The following is a 21028-nucleotide window of genomic DNA, read 5'->3' as shown; positions in this document are numbered from 1 at the left end:
TTGTACCGATGGTCATGATAAATGTCAGTTATCTGTATCCGAAAAGCCTTTACGCATTTTTACTTGCGTCATACTTTCCAGAATCCGGTGATAGTTATCAAAGCGCTCTCTAGCAATATCTCCGCGCTCACGTGCGGCATTAATCGCGCAGCCCGGATCGTTTTCATGTTTACAATCGCGGAACTTACATGAGCCGATGTATTCACGTAACTCAATGAAACCACTGGTAACCTGTTCGGGTTCCAGATGCCACAAACCAAATTCACGCACGCCCGGTGAGTCGATCACGTCGCCGCCGTGCGGGAAGTGATAAAGTCGGGAAGCGGTGGTGGTGTGTTGTCCCAATCCTGAGTTATCAGAAACCTCATTGACCAGAATGCGTTTTTCACCCAGCGCGAGCAGCGCGTTAAGCAGGCTGGATTTCCCTACGCCTGATTGTCCGGCGAAAATACTGATACGGTCGGTTAAGGCCTGCTCCAGTTCGGGAATACCCTGTTGGGTATGGCTGGAAACCATTAACACGCGATACTTGAGCGCGCGGTAAATATCCATCGATTTATCAACTAACTGGCGGGATTTTTCATCCAGTAGGTCAATTTTGTTCAGCACGATAAGCGGTTCGACCTCCAGCGTTTCGCAGGCGACCAGGTAGCGATCGATGATGTTCAGCGACAGTTCGGGCAAGATCGCTGAGACGATCACGATCTGATCGATATTGGCGGCGATCGGTTTAATGCCATCGTAATAGTCAGGGCGTGTCAGTACGGAATGACGAGGGTGAACGGCTTCCACGATCCCGCTGATGCCAGCGAGCGATTCATGGCCGGGGCGCCAGACGACGCGGTCGCCCGTTACCAGCGATGAAATGGTCCGACGAATGTTGCAGCGGCGCACCACGCCATCGGTGGCTTCTACATCGGCATGCATGCCGAATCGGCTGATGATAATGCCTTCCTGCGCATCGCCCAGTTGGCTATCTTCCCATTCAACTTTGCTTTCCGTTTTTTTCAGGCGACGCTGGTGGTTGGCGCTAACCCGACGCTGCTGACCTTTCGACAGTTTCTTTTTGCTCACTGAGCCTCACTTAAGACGATTTATCGTTCGCGGCAGTGCGTTATCGCCCGCTGCGTTTTAACAGACTATACCCGTCATACTTCAAGCTGCATGTGCGTTGGCTTCCTCGCTCCCCCCAGTCACTTACTGGTGTAAGCTCCTGAGGATTTACTGTGTCGCCGCCTTCCTGCAACTCGAATTATTTAGGGTGTATAATACACCCTATTTGATTTTAATTAACTGATACCACCTTGTCGGTATCAGCATTGAGATTGATACTGGTATCCTTGTATCGACGACAAGGCACAATGCAACAGGAACTCCCACGATGGTAGATGAAAATAACCTGATCTGGATCGATCTTGAGATGACCGGCCTGAACCCGGATCACGATCGCATCATTGAGATCGCAACATTGGTTACGGATGCAAATCTGAACGTGTTGGCCGAAGGACCGGTACTGGCGGTGCATCAGTCGGATAGCCAACTGGCGCTGATGGATGACTGGAATGTGCGCACGCACGGTGCCAGCGGCTTGACGGATCGCGTCAAAGTCAGCACCGCAGATGAACGCGCCGCCGAGCTGGAAACGCTGGCGTTTCTACAAAAGTGGGTGCCTGCGGGTAAATCACCGATCTGCGGTAACAGCATCGGTCAGGATCGCCGTTTCCTATTCCGCTATATGCCAGAGCTGGAAGCCTACTTCCATTACCGCTATCTGGATGTCAGCACGCTCAAAGAGCTGGCACGACGCTGGAAGCCGGAAATCATGGCGGGTTTTAAGAAGCAAGGCACGCATCAGGCAATGGACGACATTCGTGAATCACTGGCGGAACTGGCCTATTACCGTGAGAATTTTCTGCGGCTGTAGGTTAAGCAAGACGGGCAGGGCGTGATATGCCGCAATTTTGCTGCTATTTACGCCATGATGTCGGTTTTATCAGCAGTCAGACGATTTTTCATTTTCGGGGGCTTGCGGTTAAACGGATTTCTCGTATAATGCGCACCCCATACCGATGAAGAATTTCAATTAAAGAACTTCAACATCGTATGTAGATTTCCCGAGCGGGAATAGCTCAGTTGGTAGAGCACGACCTTGCCAAGGTCGGGGTCGCGAGTTCGAGTCTCGTTTCCCGCTCCAAGTTTTCTCACTGCTTGTCACCATACAAGCTGTGTGCAGTAATCAGACATAACGCCTGTTATTGTCTGTCCGATATGCGGGAATAGCTCAGTTGGTAGAGCACGACCTTGCCAAGGTCGGGGTCGCGAGTTCGAGTCTCGTTTCCCGCTCCAATCTTTTAGTCTCTCTTTTTGATTACATCATCACTCTCCTTGCCGTGTATAAAACCTGTTCAACTCTTTTTTGTCATGCATTTTTCGTTGTGTAAAAATACAGATCGTACGCTACGTCGCATACCGACCTTGTGGTATCCCCAATCTTCTACTCGATGAGCATTCTTGGCTTTACATTCGAGTTGCGCCTTGAACGTTGATATTATAGATAAATAATTTCATCAAATGCTTAGCTTGATTATATTTATTCTGATATTCGTTTTTATTTTATTTTTGCGTCGATTTGATTTTGACGTAATATTTAAATTTGACTATGTTTATAACCAGAATGCATTTGTAAAAAACACATCATTCAAAATTAAACTGGCTGTTATCATCTTTTTTTTGTTATTTGTTTTTTCTATTCTATTTTTCCTGGGAAATATCATTTAAATTTCATGAAGCATTCCAGTTGTTTATTTAATAACTAACGGATTTATTTAATAACTAACAGATTGTTATCATGGATCATAGGGTTTCCCTGTAGATAAAAGAGGATAGAAAAATGAATGCAATGAATCGCTCTATTTTACACGTTGTAGCAACCGCGGCTTTGGTGATGAGCGGGTTTGCTCAGGCTGATGATATGGCAAAAGCACATACCGGAAAAGAACAACTTGAATTAAAACATATCCATGCCGTCCTGCAAAATGGAACGTCCAGCCCGCAGCACGATGTAATGTGTGAGAAACAGCTGAATATGCCTGAATCAAAATATATGGGCATGAAAGTGACAACAGAATATAACATTAATACCCAATCAATGATGATGTCAGCGAAGTCTATGTTCCCTTCACCTCACAGTACACAGCCAATGGAATTAACGGCGGATTTATCAGCCTTGGGTCTATCTGATAGCTATTCATTTGGCGCATTTAGCCCCAGTGTTTTACCCGACTCTTATATTCTTTTCTCTCTTGATAAAAAAATGAAAAACCCAGTGAGTACTTTCATGATTATTAATAAGAATGAAACTTACAATTGTGTTATTAGCAGCTCAATGAATGGGTTAAGTAAAGATGAAATGAAAAGCATTGAGATGAAGAAATAATAACTCTTTATTTTCTACCGTAAATTGCAGGCGATAACCTGCAATTTACGTCTATTCACACGCCTCAGGCAGCCATTCAGAGGGCGAACAGATATCACCGTGCCAAATGTATAACGCGAGCATCGGCTCTTCTTGTGCCTGAGTCGCATGTGTAATACCGCTAGGGTGAAAAATTAACTCACCGGGTTGGCGCGGAAAATAATCCTCATTCCCCATCGACCATAAACCCGTGCCAGCCAGAGGAAGGTAAATCTCCGTTGCGGGGTGGCAGTGCGCTGGATAATGCGTTTCTGGCGCAATGAGCGTCAACCCTATCGCTAAATGAGAAGATACCCAGAGATCGTCAGGTCCGACGAATTGCGTAAAGGCGACTTTTTCGTCCAGATACGGAAACTCGGGATGCGGGGTGTAATCAAAGTTCCAGCTTAATTCTGGGGCTAATAACCTGATCATTGAGCATATTTCTCTGTCTCCCAATGTTTCCCCGATTTTCAACGTTTGTTCAAGATAATCAACCGCAGGCAGATGCACAGCGGTACTCGGTCGCATATTTTTTTCTGGTCGGGAAGGCCAGCCGTTGACGGTTGGGGCGACATCCTTACGTAAATGCGGATCTATGAGTATCGAGACTAACCGCTTATGTATCGTGAAGAGTAAGCGTTCGAGAATGTTGTCACTGCTGCTCATTAATGCCGCCTTATCGTGAGGATGACGTTCCCGCCCGTTTTAGCAGCAAGGAATACATAGATTGAACAATGGCTTCGGGGGCATCTTCCTGTACAAGGTGCCCTGCGTTTTTGACGATCTGTAAAGGCGAATCGCCAAGTCGATGTGCTAGACGTTTGCCGACCTCAAGTGGTATCCACTCATCCTGCTCGCCCCATAACATATTCACTGGACAATCAAGCTCGGTGAGCAAGGGTTCAATGTCGTTGGTATAGCATTGATCCATCTGCGCTATTTGCCGATAAAAAGCGGCTTGCCCGACTTCTCCCTGCCACGGTGACATGTAAATGTTCAGCGCTTCTTCCGATAACGGCTGATAAGCCGCGCCCTGCAAATAAGCGCTGAGTAACGCATCGTGAGCGTATTTCGGCAGGCCGGTGAAGGCATCCTGATGTTTTCTGACATGTGTCACAAAGGGCGAGCCCCACGGGGAAATCGCGACCGCATCAAACAGCGTCAGCGAGGCATAACGGAGACCTTGCAGGAAATAGCCACGTAGCGCCGTCGCTCCGCCGAAATCATGGCAAAGTATGTCGGGTCGCGTCAGCTTCCATTCTTTCAGGAGTGCGGCCAGTAGTCGGTCCTGCACGCCAAGCGATACCTGCTGTCCGGCAGATTTATGTGATTGCCCGTAGCCCACCATGTCGTAGTAATAAACGGTCCAATGGGAGGAGATCAGGGGAGCGATACGTCGCCATACCTGAGAAGAAAAGGGTGTACCGTGAATCAGCACCAGCGCGGGTCCTTGACCCATGCATCCCCAGGCAACAGGCTGATCTTCGAAAATAAAGTTATGTTTCAGTTCAAGCATGTTATCATCATATTCAATGTTAGCTATGTGACTATATGATACAAAAGATGAGCGAGAGATCAACCCAAGTCAAAGCATTAGCCAGTGAACCACGATTGGAAATCCTCCGGCTGCTTAAGCATCCGCAACAATATTTTAGTGGGCAGACGTCAGCCGATCCGCAGGAATTTGGTGTGTGTATTACGTTGATCGCCGATGCGTTGCATATCGCCCAACCGACAGCCAGCCGACATGTCGATCTGTTGCGGCAGGCAGGTTTCATTACGGTAAAACGCTATCAGAAATGGACGTACTGCCAGAGAAATGAAGCGGCTTTGGCGGATTACATTCAGTGGCTGGCTGAAGAACTGTGCGGGAAAACAGAAGGTTGATCGCTGCCTGACTTAAGGCTTGGCTGGATGGCGTTCAACACGTCATAGGGCGTTTCCTCGCGACAATGCCAGCCCGTGTCGATCATCATGTTATCTGTTTGTATAAGGATGTGATGCTATCATCGCTATTCAGGTGGAAAAAAATTAGTGTGCCACGACAGGCCTGCGTTACAGGTAAATAATAATTTTGAGTGCAAATCGAATCCAAACTCCGTCTCTCCCCGTGTCAAAGCTCCTCGCTCTTGCGACAGCCGCGTTTCTGACCTTACTGACCGAGATTATGCCAGCAGGGCTCCTTAGTTCGATCGCTACGGGCCTGGACGTTTCCGAAAGTCTGGCTGGTCAGTTCATCACCGCGTTTGCTCTGGGGGCGCTTTTATCCGCGATTCCCGCTACGGCACTGACGCGGGGAATGCGGCGTAAGCCTCTGTTGCTTGTAGCAATTAGCGGATTTGCCGTCGTTAATGCGGTGACCGCATTTTCGGACAACTACGTTTTATCACTGGCCGCCCGCTTTGTTGCTGGTCTGTTTGGCGGCGTGGTCTGGTCGATGCTTGCCGGGTACGCATCCCGTATGGTTCCCCGTTGGTTACTCGGGCGTGCAATCGCTATTGTCGGTGCGGGCTCTACGGCTGCGTTGGTTCTCGGCGTACCGATTGGCGGCCTTCTCGGGTCAGCGATCGGCTGGCAGGGGGCGTTTGGATTAGTGTCGATTATCGCGGTGTTCCTCGTCGTTTGGATCGCGCTTTTTGCTCCCGATTTTCCGGGTGAATCGGCTGATCAGCGGCTATCGCTGCCTCAGGTTGCCTCCAAGCGCGGCGTAGGGGCGACGCTTGCATTGATCCTCACTTATATCGTCACGCACAACATTCTTTATATTTACATCGAACCTTTCCTCGTAGCTTCTGCCATGGGGGACTGGCTCAACGGGGTACTGTTTATTTTCGGGGCTGGTGCGGTTTTTGGCCTTGTGCTGTCAGGCATCATAGTCGATGGGAACCTCAAGCGTCTCGGCCCTGCCGAAGTGCTGTTATTCGCTGCCGCGACCCTCCTTCTGGGCCTTTGGTCCGATGTACCGATCATTCTGGTTCTAGCAGTCTTTATGTGGGGAATGTCTTTCGGGGGATTCTCTGTTGTCACGCAAACGGCGATGACCCATCTTTCGTCTGATGCCGTGGACGTCGCACAGTCGATGTCTACTACATCGTGGAACACCGCCGTCGCTTCTGGAGGCGTCATCGGCGGATTGCTCCTCAGCAACGCAGGCCCGGGCGCGTTTCCGTGGGTGATGATCGGGCTATTGACGCTATCATTCATCGTTGTGATTCTGGGCGTTAACCGCGCGCTGATAGCCGCTAAGCCCGCGCAGTCCGTCTCCACCAAAAGCGATTCCTTGATTTCGAGTAACCAACATTTATGAAATACCGCCACTTCCTGTTTGACCTTGACGACACGCTGTTAGACTTCAAAGCCTCTGAGCGTCTTTCGTTCGCACGCACGCTGACAAACCTTGGTATCGATATTGAAAACACGACCCTGTTTGCAGACTATCAGCGTGAGAATTCCCAGCTATGGAGCAAGTTTGAGAAAGGGGAAATCACCAAAGATTTACTGAAAGTAGAGCGATTCCGTCGCACGTTCTGCCTTCATGGCATTGATATCGATCCCCATAAAGCGAGCAGCCTCTATTTGGAGTGCTTGCCTGAAACCGTGGTGTTGGTCGATGGCGCTGTCCAGATATGCGAAGCGCTTGCCGAGATCGGTGAGGTTGGCATTATTACCAACGGCATTGAGTATGTGCAGGCGAAGCGGGTAGCGAACTCGGGGCTGGCAGATTGGCTCACGTTTGTTGCTACCTCTGAGGCTTGCGGATTCGCGAAGCCGGACGCGCGCTTCTTTGAGTTCTCAGTCAGCAAGTTCAGCGCGTTTGAGAAAACCAAGGCGATCATCGTGGGAGACAGGCTTGATGCCGATATCCTGGGAGCGAACCTGTACGGCATAGACAGCTGCTGGTTCAATGCAAACGGAGCCGCCAACGATTCGGATATCGCGCCAACCTATGAGGCTGCAACGCTACGGGAGGTATTCACGCAGCTCAGCGCCAAGTCTTAAGCCGATACAAAGTACCATCGACGGCAATCAATTAATTTGCATTGGTTTGTCGTCGCTCTCCTCCACGAACCCAGCTTGCTGATCAACATTACCTCGCTTCTCTCTGGCCTGCTCGTCTCACTGCTCCCTCCATTCACTGCATCACTCGTAATGCATTTTTGTAACGTTTTGCCTTTTTTTGGTGCGCGCGATCCTGTCAGAACGGCGTGTTTACTGCGTTTTCACGGTGTCGGGAATCATGGCACGGCCTGTGCTTAGTCTTATATACCATCTTGTGTACAAGATGGCGCGACTCAGGCAATCGACCTGATCGGTTTTTTCAGGCTGGTGATTATCAGCTGTTGTTAGCTCACCGTTGAAGGGGAACACAATGAAAAATAACAATGACAAGATCGATCGTAAACGCAGGCAGTTAATGAAGTGGTCAGCCGTTAGCGCAGGGGCGCTGACGCTAAGCAGCTTGCTGCCGGGCATCGCTTTAGCCGCAGAGGGTGAGGAGATCCGCATTGGTTACTGGCCGATTGTTGGCGGCTTGCCTTTATATGTGGGCGTTGAACGCGGCTTTTTCAAAGAGGCGGGATTGAATGTTCGCGCCGTGAAATTCGCCAGCCCGCAACAGATTGTCGAAGGGATGATCACGGGGCGCATACACGGCTGCGCCAACGGTACGGCTACTGGCGCGTTGGGATTAGGGGAGATTACTTCCCCCGGTCTGTTCAAGATCATTTGCTCAAACCCTTCTAACCATCGGATGGTGTTGGATGAATTTCTGGTGCCGCTAAACAGCGACGTAAAAAGTATCGCAGAGCTGAGGGGCAAGCGTATCGCCTGTGGGCCGGGTATTCAGAATGTGGTCATGACCAAAATCATTCTGGAGAAGAATGGTTTTACGGCGGATGAACTGCGGGTGACGGAATTGCCCGTCGGACAACATGTAGCGGCGCTGGCCGCTGGACAAATTGACGGTGTTTATACTCTGGAACCTACTGGGACGGTCGGGCGGCTGAAGGGGCTGTCGCGTACGCTGGAAACGGGAGTGATCTCACGCTATGTGCTCGGTAACCCAGATGCGCCGTGGTTTGGTGGTGCGGCGGCGTTAAATAGTGGTTTTATCGAAAGTCGTGCTGCTGAGGCGAAGACCTTCACACAAGCCTATGCCAAATCGGTGCAGTTTATTCAGCAGAACCCTGATGCGGCTCGCGAAAACATTACCGGTTACACCAGTATTGAAGCCGAACTGAGTAAAGAGGTGCCTTTGCCGGGGTTCGTTATGTACGACGAACTAAAAGGCGACAATCTAGCGTGGTTCCAGAAGTTTTATGACGTGTTCACTGAAAGAAAAATCTTCCGGCAGCCGGTGGATGTTAGCAGCCTGATTTATCAGCCTTAAGGGAGGTGCGCGATTATGCGTGAGCATTGGACGTCTAAATTACTACCCGCTGTCGGCCCGATTCTGCTGTTTCTCTTTTGGCAATTGGCGGTCAGTGCGAAATGGTTGAACCCCATTTTATTACCTTCGCCGGTCGACACGTTGAGCTATATGTTCCAGTCCTTCGCGGATGTCAGCATGCGTACGGATATCGGCGCGACGCTATACCGTACGCTCGCCGCATTTGGTTTTGCTGCACTGATTGGCGTGCCGCTAGGCGTTATTCTGGGCAGTAATGAAAAGATTTACCGCAGTCTGGAGTTTCTGATCGATTTCTTCCGCTCAACGCCATCGTCAGCGCTGATTCCGCTATTTTTGCTGATTTTTGGGATAACCGACGCGAATAAAATTGCCATTTCAGCTTTTGCCGCCGTGCTGGTGATTCTGTTCAACAGCGCTTATGGCGTGATGAATGCAAAGAAAACCCGTCTGATGGCGGCACAGGTGATGGGGATCTCCCGCTGGCATATTTTTAAAGACATCATGCTGCTCGAAAGCCTGGCACAAACCTTTGTCGGCCTGCGTACCGGCGTGTCGATGGCGTTGGTGATCGTGATTGTCGCGGAGATGTTTATCGGTTCCGAAACGGGGTTGGGGCACCGCATCATTGATGCTCAGCAGGTATTCAATATTCGGGATATGTACGCTTCTATTCTGATTACCGGCGCACTGGGATATCTGCTTAACGTGCTGTTTTTAATAGCAGAAAAACGAATTGTTCACTGGAGTGGCAAAGCATGATGACACCTCGTACTGCGCAAGTGGAAAAATTGGATACGCCGTTGCCGCCTTACCCGGCACCGAACACTCACGTTACCATCCGCGGCTTGAACAAGTCGTTTGCGGGTCAGCCGCTTTATACCGACCTTAATCTGGATTTGCCGCGCGGCAAGATCGTGTCTATTTTCGGGCCGAACGGCTGTGGTAAATCGACGCTGATGAACATGATTGCCGGGCTGATTCCCGTCGATAGTGGCGATATCTTGTTTGACGGCAAAACGCTGGCGGAAACCAGAATTGGGTATGTGTTTCAAAACTATCGTGATGCGCTTTTTCCCTGGATGAGTGCCTGGAAAAACATTGCTTACCCTCTGGTGCGCAGTGGAATGCGCAAACAGGATGTTCAGACGCGCATGGATGAACTGATTGCGATGTTTGATATTCGTTTCGACCTTCAGCGCTACCCGTATGAACTGTCGGGCGGACAGCAGCAGACGGTGTGTATTATGCGGGCGCTAGCGACGGGGCCGGAGGTCATGTTTCTGGATGAGCCGTTCTCGGCGCTGGATTTTGAAATGACGCTGTTCATCCGCGACAAGCTGCAAGAGGTTCAGTTGGCAACCGGCGTGACGATGGTCATCGTGTCACATGATTTGGAGGATGCAGTGTTTCTGGCGGACGAAATTCTGCTGCTGACGCGTCGGCCAACGACAGTGTCGGAGATTGTTCCTTTCGATTTAGTGCGTCCGCGCGGCGCGGAGGTGATGAGCGATCCAGAGTTTATTCGCGTCAAGGCGCACACGCTGGAAGTATTCAAACGCGAAATGGCCGCATAGGGAACACCGATCTGGCCTTCTGCCTCCCAAACTGCAATGGGTTTGGGAGACAGACCGCGAACATTCACTCCTCACTCTTCACTCAGCGAACGCGGTATGTGTTCTTTTCTTAATACGCTCTGTATGCCGACAAACAACACGCCGATGAGTAGCAATAGGACGATGAGGCCGTCGTAACCGTAAAACGTCATCGCTGCGCCGGAGAACAGCGGCCCGGAGATACTGCCCGCAGACCACACCAGCCCCAGAAGAGCATTCATCATAATCAGCCGCTGACCGGCAAATCGTTGACCGGCCCGAACCAGAGATAACGTGTAAAGCCCGCCCGCTGCCGCACCCAGCGCGATGCAGGCTGACGCCAACAGTGAGGGCGAGGAAAACGAGAAGGCGGTACTTATCAGCATCACACAGAAAAGGACGCCGCAGCAGATGTGGGTTTTTATGATGCCGCATTTGTCCGCCAGCCAGCCAATCGGCATTTGAAACAAGGCATCACCGAGAAAGATGAGTGTGACTAATAAGATCGCGGATTTTTCGTCCAGCCCCTGCGCCATGCCGTAGAGCGGAAAGAGCGACAATATGCTGGCGTCAAAGAAGGAGAAGCAGAGTACGCCAGAAGCCATCGCGGGTAGAAAAGGGATAAAGTCCCGATAAGACGCCGAGGACGGATCATCGGCTCGAACCATGCTGGCGCAATTCCTCAGCATAAGCGCACAGGCGCCACATATGCCGCAAATCAGCCATAGCGCATAGGTTTGAATAGTCTCACCAGCGGCAATAAGCAGCGGCCCTATCAGCTGACACCCCGTGAAAACGGAGGCATACAGCCCCGTCAGTGTCGCTTTATGTTTGTCTGACGCTCGGCTGGTGACCCAAGTTTCTCCCAGTACCACAAGGATCCCCGCGGCAAGACCGGTTAACAGGCGGGGCAAAATGAGCGAGACAGGATGCGATAGCAGGAATGAAGCTACGGTTGCTGCTGCCAGAACCATCAGGCTGCCGGATAACAGATATCTGGCGTGCAGGTGACGGCTGAGCCACGGCGTAACAAAGGATGAGAGCATCATTCCCGCCGCTGGGAGTGCAGCCAGAATACCCAGCGTCGTCGTGCTGTGCCCGTGCTCGGCCAGCTTCAAACTGATTAGCGGCAGTGTGTATCCAGTGACTAACCCCACGAGGGAGGCGGCAATAATCATGTTCAGTGTCGTGAAATTAGATTCACGGGAATGGGCAGTCATTGTGCTTCCAGTACGCGTGTTAACAAGGGTCTTCAACTCCAGAAAGGCAGGTGGAAACCTCCTGCATCAGCCACATGTGAAATCGTGCATATTTTTCATTTTGCTCAATGGGAACGGGCGATAACAAGTAATAAGCAGAGCCATCCCGCGCAAATCCATACGGTGCATGCAATTGTCCGCTCCCAATCTCGTCTTGCACCATCAGGAAAGACGCCATTGCCATGCCTAACCCTGAAACCGCAGCCTGAATGCACAGATAAAAATGCTCATAGTCAGCTCTGACGCTGCCTTTGAGGGAGATGTGAGTCTGTCGCTGCCACGTTGCCCACGCTCTTGGGCGCGTTCCGGTATAAAGCAAACGCACTCCCTCCAGACTGTCCTTACGCTCGGCTTTATTGCGACTTACTGGCCCCATCCATTCGTCACACACTTTTATTCCATGCGTGTGCGGCTCCCAGTGAAAATCGTCACGCCGCAGGGCGAGATCAACGCGGCTACGCACGAAATCAATCGGCCCGCCCGCTGCGACCAGATGAAGTTTGATATCGGGATTCGCCTGATTAAAAGCAGGCAGTCGCGGAATCAGCCATTTCATGGCAATGGTGGGTTCGCATGACAGCGTCAGTACATCATCCTGCGCACCTTGCTGTAGCCGATATACCGCCCCTTCAAGCTGCTCAAAGACGGACTGTGTGACCGTGTGCAAAGAACGGCCTGCCGCGTTCAAAAAGATCGCTCGATTGCGTCGTTCAAACAGCTCAACCCCTAGCGCGTCTTCCAGCAACCTAATTTGTCTGCTGACTGCACCGTGCGTGACATGCAGGGACTCGGCGGCTTTAACAAAGCTACCTGTTTGTGCGGCTGCTTCAAAGAAGCGAAAAGAGGCTAATGAGGGAAGTTTCATATACACGATGAAATTTGACAGATTTACACCAAGATAAATCGCTTTTTTGACACATGCAAACGCTGAATAATCACACTGTCTTCAAGCAGGAAGAAGCGTAATAGCTTAAATAGTGAGGCGATATTGTGGGAGTAGTGCGGTTGATAGCCGTATGGCAACTACAGTCGCTGTATGTCTCTTCTAATCCACCCGCTACCCATCTGTGCAAAATCATCGTGAAAGATGATGGTTTACCGAACAAGGAAAACGTGAATGAATGAGTTAATTGCCGTCGCGACGATCACTATTTTGGCGGTTATCAGCCCTGGGCCAGATTTTGCTATGGTCACCCGAAATAGCTATGCGTTTGGCTCGCGTGCCGGGTTACTCAGCGCGTTTGGCATTGCCTGCGGCGTCCAAGTTCATGTGATGTATACCGTTTTTGGCATCGCGGTATTCATTGTTAACTCCCCGATGATATTTATGGCGATGAAAATTCTGGGGGCGTCATATCTGATTTATCTGGGGTATAAATCATTAACCAATACGACAAAAATAAAATTAGAAGAGGCATCCGGTCATGCACCATCATCGCTGGCTGCGTTTCGTATGGGCTTTCTCACCAATGCGCTTAACCCGAAAACGATGCTGTTTGTCGTCGCCACCTATACCCAGGTCGTGCAGCCCGGCAGCCCAATGAGCCATAATTTTGGCTACGGGTTATTCATGTCGGTGGCGCACTGGGTCTGGTTCAGTATTGTTGCGCTGTTTTTTGCTGCACCGGCTATGCGTCGTCGGCTGATCGACCGCCAGCGTCTGGTCGACAAAGGTATTGGTATTGCCCTGATTGCTTTAGGTGCTTCTCTGGCGTTTACCAAAATGACTCTCTGAGGGATAACAGCGGGAAATAAAACGGCCTGCAATAAACGCGACTTCTAAGTGCGATAGCCTGCGCATAAAGAAATGGAGGATCGGGCAAGAAAACAGTCGGAATGCTATACCTGTTTGCAGAGAGGATTTAGGAAAATAGCGTGTTTCTCGACATAACCTGTTTTTCAACTTGATCGGTTTCTCAACAGAAAAGGAAATAGCCATGCTTGTACACGCGTATGGAGCCCATGCGGGCGACAAACCTCTTGAGCCGTTGAAGATCGTCCGACGTGCGCCGGGAGCTCATGATGTTCAGATTGAGATTGCGTACTGCGGTATTTGCCATTCGGACCTGCATCAGGTGCGTGCTGAATGGGCTGGAACGCAGTTTCCCTGCGTACCTGGACATGAAATTGTCGGAAGGGTGTCTGCGGTAGGGCCACATGTTTCCGCTTTTAAGGCTGGCGATCTGGCCGGGATCGGCTGCATCGTGGACAGTTGTCGGCACTGTGAAGAATGCGATGAGGGTTTAGAGAACTACTGTGACGGGATGGTCGGCACGTATAACGGCCCGACAGCAGACGAACCTGGATGGACGCTTGGCGGCTACTCCCAACAAATCGTCGTGCATGAGCGCTATGTGCTGCGTGTCCGCCATACTGAGGCAGAGCTGGCTGCCGTCGCGCCTCTGCTGTGCGCCGGAATTACCACCTATTCACCGCTGCGGCACTGGAATGCAGGGCCGGGTAAGAAGGTTGGTGTTGTGGGGATCGGCGGGCTTGGCCACATGGGGATCAAACTGGCGCATGCGATGGGGGCCTATGTCGTGGCGTTCACCACGTCTGAATCCAAACGTGAAGATGCAAAAGCGCTGGGGGCAAACGAGGTTGTGGTGTCTCGTAATGCCGAGGAAATGGCGGCGCATGCAGGCAGCTTCGATTTAATCCTGAATACCGTGGCCGCTCCGCACGATCTGGATGCATTTCTGGTCCTGCTGAAACGAGATGGTGCGTTGACGCTAGTCGGTGCGCCTGCGTCGCCACATCCTTCTCCCAACGTGTTCAATCTGATCATGAAGCGTCGTACGGTGGCGGGATCGATGATTGGTGGCATTCCTGAGACGCAGGAGATGCTGGATTTTTGTGCCGAGCACGGGATTGTTTCAGATATTGAGCTGATCCGGGCTGACGAAATCAATGAGGCCTACGAGCGGATGCTCAAAGGTGATGTGAAATATCGCTTTGTCATTGATAACGCCACGCTGAGTGCCTGATTAGCCTGTGTCCCACAGCACCCACTTCTCGGTGCTGTGGGGTTATCACAGGATGATTGATCACGCCTTCTCTACATCTGAGAAAAACCAACCCATCGTAATTTCCTGTCACTAAAGAAATGTGGATGCGCTACTATCCGTCGGTACTATCCATCCTTACACCAACACGTTGATTTTCCTTATCTATAGCAACGAAAAGGATCAGTTAAAACGGACGTTTATCTTGGTTTAGCTCTCCTGCTATCTTCGCTACACCTCACTGTTATGGGATAACGGGAAAGGCAAAAAATAGCGTGCTTCGTGCTACCTTCGGCGATTGGTAAACACCATCAATACTGTTTTTTGGGGTAAAGTTTCATCTGCGATAAAAAGGAAAAAGAGAGAAATGGCGGATAGTTACTCAAACGAAACCGGGGTATCACCACAGCACGAACTACCTTTGCGGGATGAATCGCTTAAGGCTATCAGCGAATGGTTTGACGCGTTGGAGAAAAGAGTCGGTGTGGATAAGATCGTATCGCGAACAACGCTGCAAGCGGGTATCCATAACGATGTGGTACTGGATTATGCGCCGGGCCGGACGTCAATATCCTCTGAATCAAAAAGTGACGCAGACGGGCTGTCGCCCGGTAGCCGAAAAGGGGAATTGAGTGTTGCGCAGATAGAGGAATATGTGGTTCCTGCGCTGACTCAGGCTATTGCCCTGCGGGTACAGAAACTGGCAGATACTGCGGTGATTGACTATCGGTTTTGCTTCCGTGCCGTACTCCCGGCAATCGAAGGTCGTCTGCTGGTTACGCTATTTACGTTCACCAACGAGGTGAAAAAACAGCAGCTACTTGAGTCTATTTACGTCTATATCGAGCAGCATCTTACTCATGGCAATGCGCCGACTGAGACGCTGCAAACTTTCTTTCTGGCTCGCCACCTGCTTGATGTACAGCTTTTCCCCTCGCAGGATATCCATTGGATCATGACTCAGTTTGAAAAAATTCAGCAGCGAAATGCAGGACATGCAGAATTGTTGGAACATCGGCGCAGAATCGTCGGTGCGTTAAAAGGATGGGTCGATCAGCAGTTTTTGTTGCGCTATTGCGACGTGTCTCAGTCCGAATATTTTTCCGAACCGGAAATCTATACCCTCAAACCCGGTATCGCATTGGATTTGCAGGATCCACAAACGCTTCACCCTGTTGAATTAGTGCTTTATGCGGCAGTCATGATTCTGCGTTATGAACCTTCCTACAGTAAATCCCAGGCTCTGGAATATCTGGATATCGCGAAGCAGTTGGGCCATCCGCGTGCGGTAAGCATGATGGAAGAGGGAAGCGGCACATTTGAACAAGCGCTGATCAACCTGAAAAATGAATGGGTGGAATGCGTGGCGAATGATGTGTTTTCTACCATCACGATACGTGTTCGTAAGGAAAGTACTGAAGCGTATGAGCAGTCGCTGCTTTTCATCACGCGTTTACTGATGTTTGGTTTTCCAAAGAGTTACAAGATTATCCTGAAATCGTCGGCGCGACAGTACCTTCCCATCAAAGGGTTAGCAAAATCGGATACCCATCGCTTTTTTGCTAACGCGTTGCAGTATGCATCGATCCATCCGCCTCTTGAGGATTATGCGCGTGCTGCGATTGAGAAATTTGAATGGTATGCCGATTCGGAAGGCGAGAAGTGCAGCATGCCGGGAAGCTATGCGGTATTCGGACTGGGTCTGACCGATGCAGGGTATTTCCCGCTCGTAAAAGATTATATGGAAAGCGTGGATGACGAGCACCAATCGGTACACGTTGGCTTCATCCATGCGTTTTTCGATAAGCATGGCGTGATGGCACAGAACGTGGTGGCGCTGGTTGCCTGTCTGAGCCACGCGACGGAAAGCCTAAAGTTGAACATGTTGCCCGCACTAGAAGGTGATGCTTTGTTCGAACAACTGGTCGAAGAGGTGCGGAGGCGAGAACCTGCTGTGATAGAACATATCTTATATCTCATCTGGGGCAATGCCAAAAAGCTCGCCGCACTGGTGAAGAAATCAGAATCGAAGCGCGGCGCGTTATTGACGTCGCTCATTCAGGCTTCGGCCGAATCTTAAATGTAATGATGACAATATTGGGGGGCGGCGCAGGTGCCTCACCCCGTAAAGGAACGTGCTTATGACCGCTATTCTGCTGCTGGACTCGCGTGCTGATGAAATCGGCTCCATCTTAAATCATGGGGCACCGGAGCTTGAGCTGGTGCTGTCAAACGGTACGGCAGAGCAGGCCGCGAGTTGTCCGATTTGGTTGGGGGAACCTGACACCGCAGCAGCATTACTGGCTCAGGGAGCCAAGCCGAAGTGGCTACAGTCTACCTGGGCAGGGTTCAAGCCGTTGTTGGCTGATGGGCTACCGCGAGATTATCGTTTAAGCCGCGCTGTTGGCGTGTTTGGGCAACCGATAGCCGAATATGTGATTGCCTATATGCTCAGACATGAGTTGCGTCTGGGGGAACGGCAAGTCAGTCAGGAAGAACGGCGCTGGGATCATCGCTTGCCGGGCTCGCTGGCAGATAAAAACGTGCTGATTGTTGGTGCAGGGGAGATCGGCTGTGAAGTCGCAGGTTTTCTACGGCCTTTTGGCGTCGAGCTATACGGCATTGTTAGTACGCCAAGACTGCGGCCTGATTTTAAACGGATCATGAGCCTTGCGGAACTGCCCGCCGCGGTGCCGGAGGCTGATTATGTCATCAACCTTCTGCCAGATACCTCGGCGACTACCGATATCTATGATGCTAATTTTTTTGCGGCCATGAAGCCTTCGGCACTGTTTATCAATGTCGGGCGCGGTAGTGCTGTCGTTGATGATGATTTGCGATCGGCGCTACGTGATGCGCAGATTGCAGGCGCGGTACTGGATGTATTCAGGCAAGAGCCGTTGCCTTACAGCCACCCGTTCTGGAAAACACCGAACCTGACGTTAACGGCACACATTGCCGGACCGATGGTGCCGGGGCTGATGGGAAGGTTATTTCTCGATAATTTCTCTCGCTTCCATGCTGATAATACGCTGCGTGGAGAGGTAGATTTTAGTCGTGAGTATTAAATGATTATCTGGAAAATTAAAACGAGTGAATTAATTACCTTAATAATAATTGTAATTCACTCATTTAAAATAATTTCATTTTAAATATTTTTGTAAAAATTCATTGAGATTATTTTTCATGTCGATGCAATACTATGCTCGCTTAAAATCCAATGTTTGTTAATTTATAAATAATAAGTCTGCTTTTTATTTGAAAATACTCAAAAATAAGGAAATATTGGGATGAAATATCATCGTTTAAATTTATACCTCGCGGCAGCCGGATTGGTATTCTGCATGGGTTCTGCGTTTGCAGAAACCAGCGTTTCCGTGGAAGTGAAGGATATCGGGAAACTGCAAAAAAAAGGCACAGTTTCTCTCTTTGATGCACCAAATAGTATGCAAGCGGATGCCGGAAGTTATTATAAGTTTCACAAAGCCGAAAATGAGGGGGTTGTCGTTATTACCCCTAATGCATCAAGTGCACAGACTGATGCCAAAAGCGCACAAAAAAAGTCATTATCAAGCAATCAGGCTCTGGCCAATGACAGTTCATTCACTCCTCTGTGTCCGACACTTTCAGTAAACTCAATTTATACGCTGGATGGGCTGCAAAGTGGGGGTAGCGCTTGTTATCATTTTGAAATTACCCAGCGTTCTAAAACAACCGCTTTCGTCGTAGGAATGAGTCCTGAAACAGATATTGCGCTCAGTTTGATGCGGGACGATGGCCAGAATAATGTGACGGCAATTAATTATTCTGATCAAGAAGGGAATGCTGATGAGGCTACGCTGGATTTAACACAACCGGGACACTATTATTGGTTCATGGAGGCCAAGACAGCAGATGGTTCTGGTTTTAATTTTGGTGCCATCGTTAATACAGATGTCGATGCGTATGAGTTAAATGATATTCCCTCTCTGGCCTTCCCGCTGCCTGATAACCTGAATAAAATTGAAGCTAATTCTGATAGCGATTCTGATGCGGATTACTATGTATTTACTGCAATACGTGGCCAGCAAGTTTTACTTAGCTTGAATGGATTGACGAGCGGAACCAATAACAACTGGTTACTGGCGTCTTCCGCTGATGGAGGGAACACCTGGACAACCCGTAATACCGGACAGGAAATTACCATCACTCCATCTCAACTGAATGAAAAGATTTTGGTTAGAGTATTGCCTAATCCATCACGATTACCGACCGTTTCTCAGAAATATAAGCTGACTTTAGGCTCCAAAATTGCCAGGTTTAGCCATTCTGTTTCGGGGGAAAGCACCGTTCTGCGTATTCCAAATGCAGCACCAACGGCTTATGGTTTTATGACCACGCAAGCCTATCGGGATGTTACCTGGCAAGTTACACTGGCTGATTCAACCGGGGCTGGTATTCCAAATATTGTTGTAATTCTTAGACTCAATCAACGAGAAAATAATGGAATTCTGGACTTTGGCCCGAACACTGACCACGGGATAATAACGGGTGCAAACGGGAGTGCTTCGGGATCTGTGAAATTGGATAACTGTTATGCCGATTACACTACACAGTTCCAGGACTACAGTCAGGGCTACATCAATACGTGGAGAACAACCTACGATGTGGGTGGATGGCGCATTGAAATCCCAGATCAGAGTGGCGTTGGTGTGGGTGGCAATAACTCAACTCACGTCACATTTGGGCATATCTGCAAGCAAACTTTGTTGAAAAGCGTAAAATCTTGATACGCAAGCAAATGAAAGATCGGGCCGCCTTACTTTAGGCGGTCTGGTTGTGGAGGCGGGCTTATGGTTTTGCCTCCATAGCACTGAGTTGGTTGAGGCTGTACGTGTACGGCAATGTTTTTCAGTGAAAAGGGGTTGCCACGTTAGGTTGATTGGTACATAATGCTGACCGTCGAATCGCCATGTCAGTAAATAGTGATGTAATTCATTAGGTTACATGCGATTTAGCAGGGTTAATTAGTTTTGGTTTCAGCAGGGTTTGCTTTTTGCTGAAAGTAAAAGATAATAAATCCGATTCTATGCGGGAATAGCTCAGTTGGTAGAGCACGACCTTGCCAAGGTCGGGGTCGCGAGTTCGAGTCTCGTTTCCCGCTCCAAAGTTTTTGTACTATAGACGTCAATGAAAGTCTGTAGCTCTCCGATTCAACAAGATAATCGCTCCTTTAGCATCCAGCAAAGTCCGCTTAAAACCACCGTCTAGCACGCCGAAGTACTAAAAAATTACTACAATAAAGTCAGACGGTTATGGGTTGGGGTGTTTGCTGAGCCCCTTCCCTGTGCGCGTTACACTGTCCGTGACCTCTAGAGCCCCGATTCGGGCATAGTGTCAATAAAGAGAATCGACAACTATTACCATGAAAAATTATGTAGATTATGAATACACGATATAAAGTGTCGTTATTTACTCAACACCATTTGTTCCCACTCAACGACTGATGCCGCAATGCATTCCATCTTGGTCGATGGAGTAGTGGTTGATTTTTCACTTGATGCTACAACTTCAACGTTAACCAAACAATCAGTTGTCGCCGTTTGAATATTATAAACCGATGGTTCTGAACTTTTTTTCTCATAACGAACTGAACTACTTAAGTTAGATTTTTGTGATTTGAGAAGAATGGATGATTGTTTAGGAAGAAATATCCCCCCTTTTTCTATAACTACTTCATTGTTGATGTTTTTATAATCAGGTACGGTTATAAAAATTCTTTTTATTGCAATATCGATCTGCCCTGTATTAGAAATAAGCAATGACATATCAGATGATGTGCTAGAAACGGTAGATAATGACACCGAAACCTTATTGCTGGCATAGAAATAATCCCAGCAATAAGCTCCTGCAGATACAACTATCGCTGCTGCTGCTAAAAGTTCTGATACAAATGTAGCAATTTCTGTTTTTGACATAAGTTCACTTTTTTATGTGATTACATGGTTTCCCATATTAATGGGAGATGCCGATAAAAGATAAATACTCATTACTATTCGTAGTGTGATTTGTTAATTATTATCGCTTTTTTATGTGTATATACATATCTCTGACGAGCACTGTAAATATCCTTTCTTGTGGGAAATAATATATTAACGACATGCCAGCTTCAACATTTTCTCAATTATCAGTGCCGTTTAATGTGGTAAGTGTAGAAAATTTGGTTATTATTTGAATTGTATTTATCTCTCTACCTCGCATCATTCGAGCGGTGAAAAAAGCAGTACACCAATAGCTCGGTACATGACGAGTTCATCGATAAAAGG

General features: G+C 49.2%; 19 protein-coding genes and 3 tRNA genes. 16 read left to right on the top strand and 6 right to left on the bottom strand.

Annotation, left to right across the window (positions count from 1 at the left end):
• Positions 1–24: 24 nt before the first annotated feature.
• The gene (gene rsgA / locus GZ59_RS19010; RefSeq protein ID WP_011095459.1) at positions 25–1074 is read right to left on the bottom strand and encodes a small ribosomal subunit biogenesis GTPase RsgA; all 1050 of its coding nucleotides are present in this window, start codon (positions 1072–1074) and stop codon (positions 25–27) included.
• 307 nt (positions 1075–1381) lie between these two features.
• Here rsgA and orn point away from each other — a divergent pair, with 307 nt between their 5' ends.
• From orn to GZ59_RS18985, 4 genes are all read left to right on the top strand, one after another.
• A complete protein-coding gene (gene orn / locus GZ59_RS19005) occupies positions 1382–1924 on the top strand; it encodes an oligoribonuclease (protein WP_039293900.1) in 543 nt (180 codons plus the stop codon).
• 194 nt (positions 1925–2118) lie between these two features.
• Positions 2119–2194, top strand: a tRNA-Gly gene (locus GZ59_RS19000).
• A gap of 76 nt (positions 2195–2270) precedes the next feature.
• Positions 2271–2346 (top strand) — tRNA-Gly (locus tag GZ59_RS18995).
• Positions 2347–2890: 544 nt separating this feature from the next.
• Positions 2891–3436: a hypothetical protein gene (locus tag GZ59_RS18985; protein WP_039293893.1), complete on the top strand. Its 546-nt coding sequence runs from the start codon at positions 2891–2893 to the stop codon at positions 3434–3436.
• 51 nt (positions 3437–3487) lie between these two features.
• Here GZ59_RS18985 and GZ59_RS18980 read toward each other — a convergent pair whose 3' ends face one another.
• Both GZ59_RS18980 and GZ59_RS18975 read right to left on the bottom strand, forming a co-directional pair.
• Positions 3488–4123, bottom strand: coding sequence for a dimethylsulfonioproprionate lyase family protein (locus tag GZ59_RS18980; protein WP_039293890.1), 636 nt, complete (start codon positions 4121–4123; stop codon positions 3488–3490).
• 10 nt (positions 4124–4133) lie between these two features.
• Positions 4134–4973: an alpha/beta fold hydrolase gene (locus GZ59_RS18975; RefSeq protein WP_039293887.1), complete on the bottom strand. Its 840-nt coding sequence runs from the start codon at positions 4971–4973 to the stop codon at positions 4134–4136.
• Between the two features lie 47 nt (positions 4974–5020).
• Here GZ59_RS18975 and GZ59_RS18970 point away from each other — a divergent pair, with 47 nt between their 5' ends.
• From GZ59_RS18970 to GZ59_RS18945, 6 genes are all read left to right on the top strand, one after another.
• Positions 5021–5344 carry an ArsR/SmtB family transcription factor gene (locus tag GZ59_RS18970; RefSeq protein ID WP_039293884.1) on the top strand — a complete coding sequence of 108 codons (324 nt, stop codon included), beginning with the start codon at positions 5021–5023 and terminating at the stop codon, positions 5342–5344.
• 223 nt (positions 5345–5567) lie between these two features.
• Positions 5568–6764, top strand: coding sequence for an MFS transporter (locus GZ59_RS18965; RefSeq protein ID WP_219818198.1), 1197 nt, complete (start codon positions 5568–5570; stop codon positions 6762–6764).
• Entirely contained in the window at positions 6761–7456 is a 696-nt protein-coding gene (locus GZ59_RS18960; RefSeq protein ID WP_039293878.1) for a YjjG family noncanonical pyrimidine nucleotidase, read from the top strand. Before GZ59_RS18965 ends, GZ59_RS18960 begins: the two co-directional genes overlap by 4 nt.
• A gap of 370 nt (positions 7457–7826) precedes the next feature.
• Positions 7827–8846: an ABC transporter substrate-binding protein gene (locus tag GZ59_RS18955; protein WP_011095450.1), complete on the top strand. Its 1020-nt coding sequence runs from the start codon at positions 7827–7829 to the stop codon at positions 8844–8846.
• A 15-nt stretch (positions 8847–8861) separates the two neighbouring features.
• Positions 8862–9626 carry an ABC transporter permease gene (locus GZ59_RS18950; RefSeq protein WP_011095449.1) on the top strand — a complete coding sequence of 255 codons (765 nt, stop codon included), beginning with the start codon at positions 8862–8864 and terminating at the stop codon, positions 9624–9626.
• Positions 9623–10441 (top strand): ABC transporter ATP-binding protein, encoded by an 819-nt coding sequence (locus tag GZ59_RS18945; RefSeq protein WP_043878096.1) that lies wholly within the window; start codon positions 9623–9625, stop codon positions 10439–10441. The genes GZ59_RS18950 and GZ59_RS18945 overlap by 4 nt, the downstream gene beginning before the upstream one ends.
• 71 nt (positions 10442–10512) lie before the next feature.
• Here GZ59_RS18945 and GZ59_RS18940 read toward each other — a convergent pair whose 3' ends face one another.
• Entirely contained in the window at positions 10513–11679 is a 1167-nt protein-coding gene (locus GZ59_RS18940; protein WP_039293873.1) for an MFS transporter, read from the bottom strand.
• Between the two features lie 19 nt (positions 11680–11698).
• Positions 11699–12583: a LysR substrate-binding domain-containing protein gene (locus GZ59_RS18935; RefSeq protein ID WP_039293869.1), complete on the bottom strand. Its 885-nt coding sequence runs from the start codon at positions 12581–12583 to the stop codon at positions 11699–11701.
• Positions 12584–12835: 252 nt separating this feature from the next.
• On the opposite strand from GZ59_RS18935, the gene GZ59_RS18930 reads away from it, so the two are divergent.
• The 6 genes from GZ59_RS18930 (at position 12836) to GZ59_RS18905 (ending at position 19869) form a co-directional block, all read left to right on the top strand.
• On the top strand, positions 12836–13453 hold the full coding sequence (locus tag GZ59_RS18930; protein WP_039293866.1) for a LysE family translocator: 618 nt from the start codon (positions 12836–12838) through the stop codon (positions 13451–13453).
• A gap of 202 nt (positions 13454–13655) precedes the next feature.
• Entirely contained in the window at positions 13656–14705 is a 1050-nt protein-coding gene (locus GZ59_RS18925) for an NAD(P)-dependent alcohol dehydrogenase (RefSeq protein WP_039293864.1), read from the top strand.
• A gap of 385 nt (positions 14706–15090) precedes the next feature.
• A complete protein-coding gene (locus GZ59_RS18920) occupies positions 15091–16803 on the top strand; it encodes a DUF6138 family protein (RefSeq protein ID WP_039293861.1) in 1713 nt (570 codons plus the stop codon).
• Positions 16804–16864: 61 nt separating this feature from the next.
• Positions 16865–17791 (top strand): D-2-hydroxyacid dehydrogenase, encoded by a 927-nt coding sequence (locus GZ59_RS18915; RefSeq protein ID WP_039293858.1) that lies wholly within the window; start codon positions 16865–16867, stop codon positions 17789–17791.
• A gap of 222 nt (positions 17792–18013) precedes the next feature.
• Positions 18014–19492: a hypothetical protein gene (locus tag GZ59_RS18910; protein ID WP_039293855.1), complete on the top strand. Its 1479-nt coding sequence runs from the start codon at positions 18014–18016 to the stop codon at positions 19490–19492.
• Positions 19493–19793: 301 nt separating this feature from the next.
• Positions 19794–19869 (top strand) — tRNA-Gly (locus tag GZ59_RS18905).
• 301 nt (positions 19870–20170) lie between these two features.
• Here the strand turns inward: GZ59_RS18905 and GZ59_RS23610 are convergent.
• Positions 20171–20680 (bottom strand): hypothetical protein, encoded by a 510-nt coding sequence (locus GZ59_RS23610; RefSeq protein WP_144243129.1) that lies wholly within the window; start codon positions 20678–20680, stop codon positions 20171–20173.
• Positions 20681–21028: the final 348 nt, after the last annotated feature.

The sequence above is a fragment of the Pectobacterium atrosepticum genome (assembly GCF_000740965.1).
Taxonomy (GTDB): Bacteria; Pseudomonadota; Gammaproteobacteria; order Enterobacterales; family Enterobacteriaceae; genus Pectobacterium; species Pectobacterium atrosepticum.
Note: the sequence above shows the minus strand (reverse complement) of the source record. Positions and strands in the feature narration are given on the sequence as shown.

Coding starts and splice junctions, on each gene's coding strand:
- GZ59_RS18950 (WP_011095449.1), top strand. CDS start 8,862: ATGCGTGAGCATTGGACGTCTAAATTACTACCCGCTGTCGGCCCGATT.
- GZ59_RS18960 (WP_039293878.1), top strand. CDS start 6,761: ATGAAATACCGCCACTTCCTGTTTGACCTTGACGACACGCTGTTAGAC.
- GZ59_RS18925 (WP_039293864.1), top strand. CDS start 13,656: ATGCTTGTACACGCGTATGGAGCCCATGCGGGCGACAAACCTCTTGAG.
- GZ59_RS18915 (WP_039293858.1), top strand. CDS start 16,865: ATGACCGCTATTCTGCTGCTGGACTCGCGTGCTGATGAAATCGGCTCC.
- GZ59_RS18910 (WP_039293855.1), top strand. CDS start 18,014: ATGAAATATCATCGTTTAAATTTATACCTCGCGGCAGCCGGATTGGTA.
- GZ59_RS18930 (WP_039293866.1), top strand. CDS start 12,836: ATGAATGAGTTAATTGCCGTCGCGACGATCACTATTTTGGCGGTTATC.
- GZ59_RS18980 (WP_039293890.1), bottom strand. CDS start 4,123: ATGAGCAGCAGTGACAACATTCTCGAACGCTTACTCTTCACGATACAT.
- GZ59_RS18945 (WP_043878096.1), top strand. CDS start 9,623: ATGATGACACCTCGTACTGCGCAAGTGGAAAAATTGGATACGCCGTTG.
- GZ59_RS18975 (WP_039293887.1), bottom strand. CDS start 4,973: ATGCTTGAACTGAAACATAACTTTATTTTCGAAGATCAGCCTGTTGCC.
- GZ59_RS18970 (WP_039293884.1), top strand. CDS start 5,021: ATGAGCGAGAGATCAACCCAAGTCAAAGCATTAGCCAGTGAACCACGA.
- orn (WP_039293900.1), top strand. CDS start 1,382: ATGGTAGATGAAAATAACCTGATCTGGATCGATCTTGAGATGACCGGC.
- GZ59_RS18985 (WP_039293893.1), top strand. CDS start 2,891: ATGAATGCAATGAATCGCTCTATTTTACACGTTGTAGCAACCGCGGCT.
- GZ59_RS18920 (WP_039293861.1), top strand. CDS start 15,091: ATGGCGGATAGTTACTCAAACGAAACCGGGGTATCACCACAGCACGAA.
- GZ59_RS18955 (WP_011095450.1), top strand. CDS start 7,827: ATGAAAAATAACAATGACAAGATCGATCGTAAACGCAGGCAGTTAATG.
- GZ59_RS18940 (WP_039293873.1), bottom strand. CDS start 11,679: ATGACTGCCCATTCCCGTGAATCTAATTTCACGACACTGAACATGATT.
- GZ59_RS18935 (WP_039293869.1), bottom strand. CDS start 12,583: ATGAAACTTCCCTCATTAGCCTCTTTTCGCTTCTTTGAAGCAGCCGCA.
- GZ59_RS23610 (WP_144243129.1), bottom strand. CDS start 20,680: ATGTCAAAAACAGAAATTGCTACATTTGTATCAGAACTTTTAGCAGCA.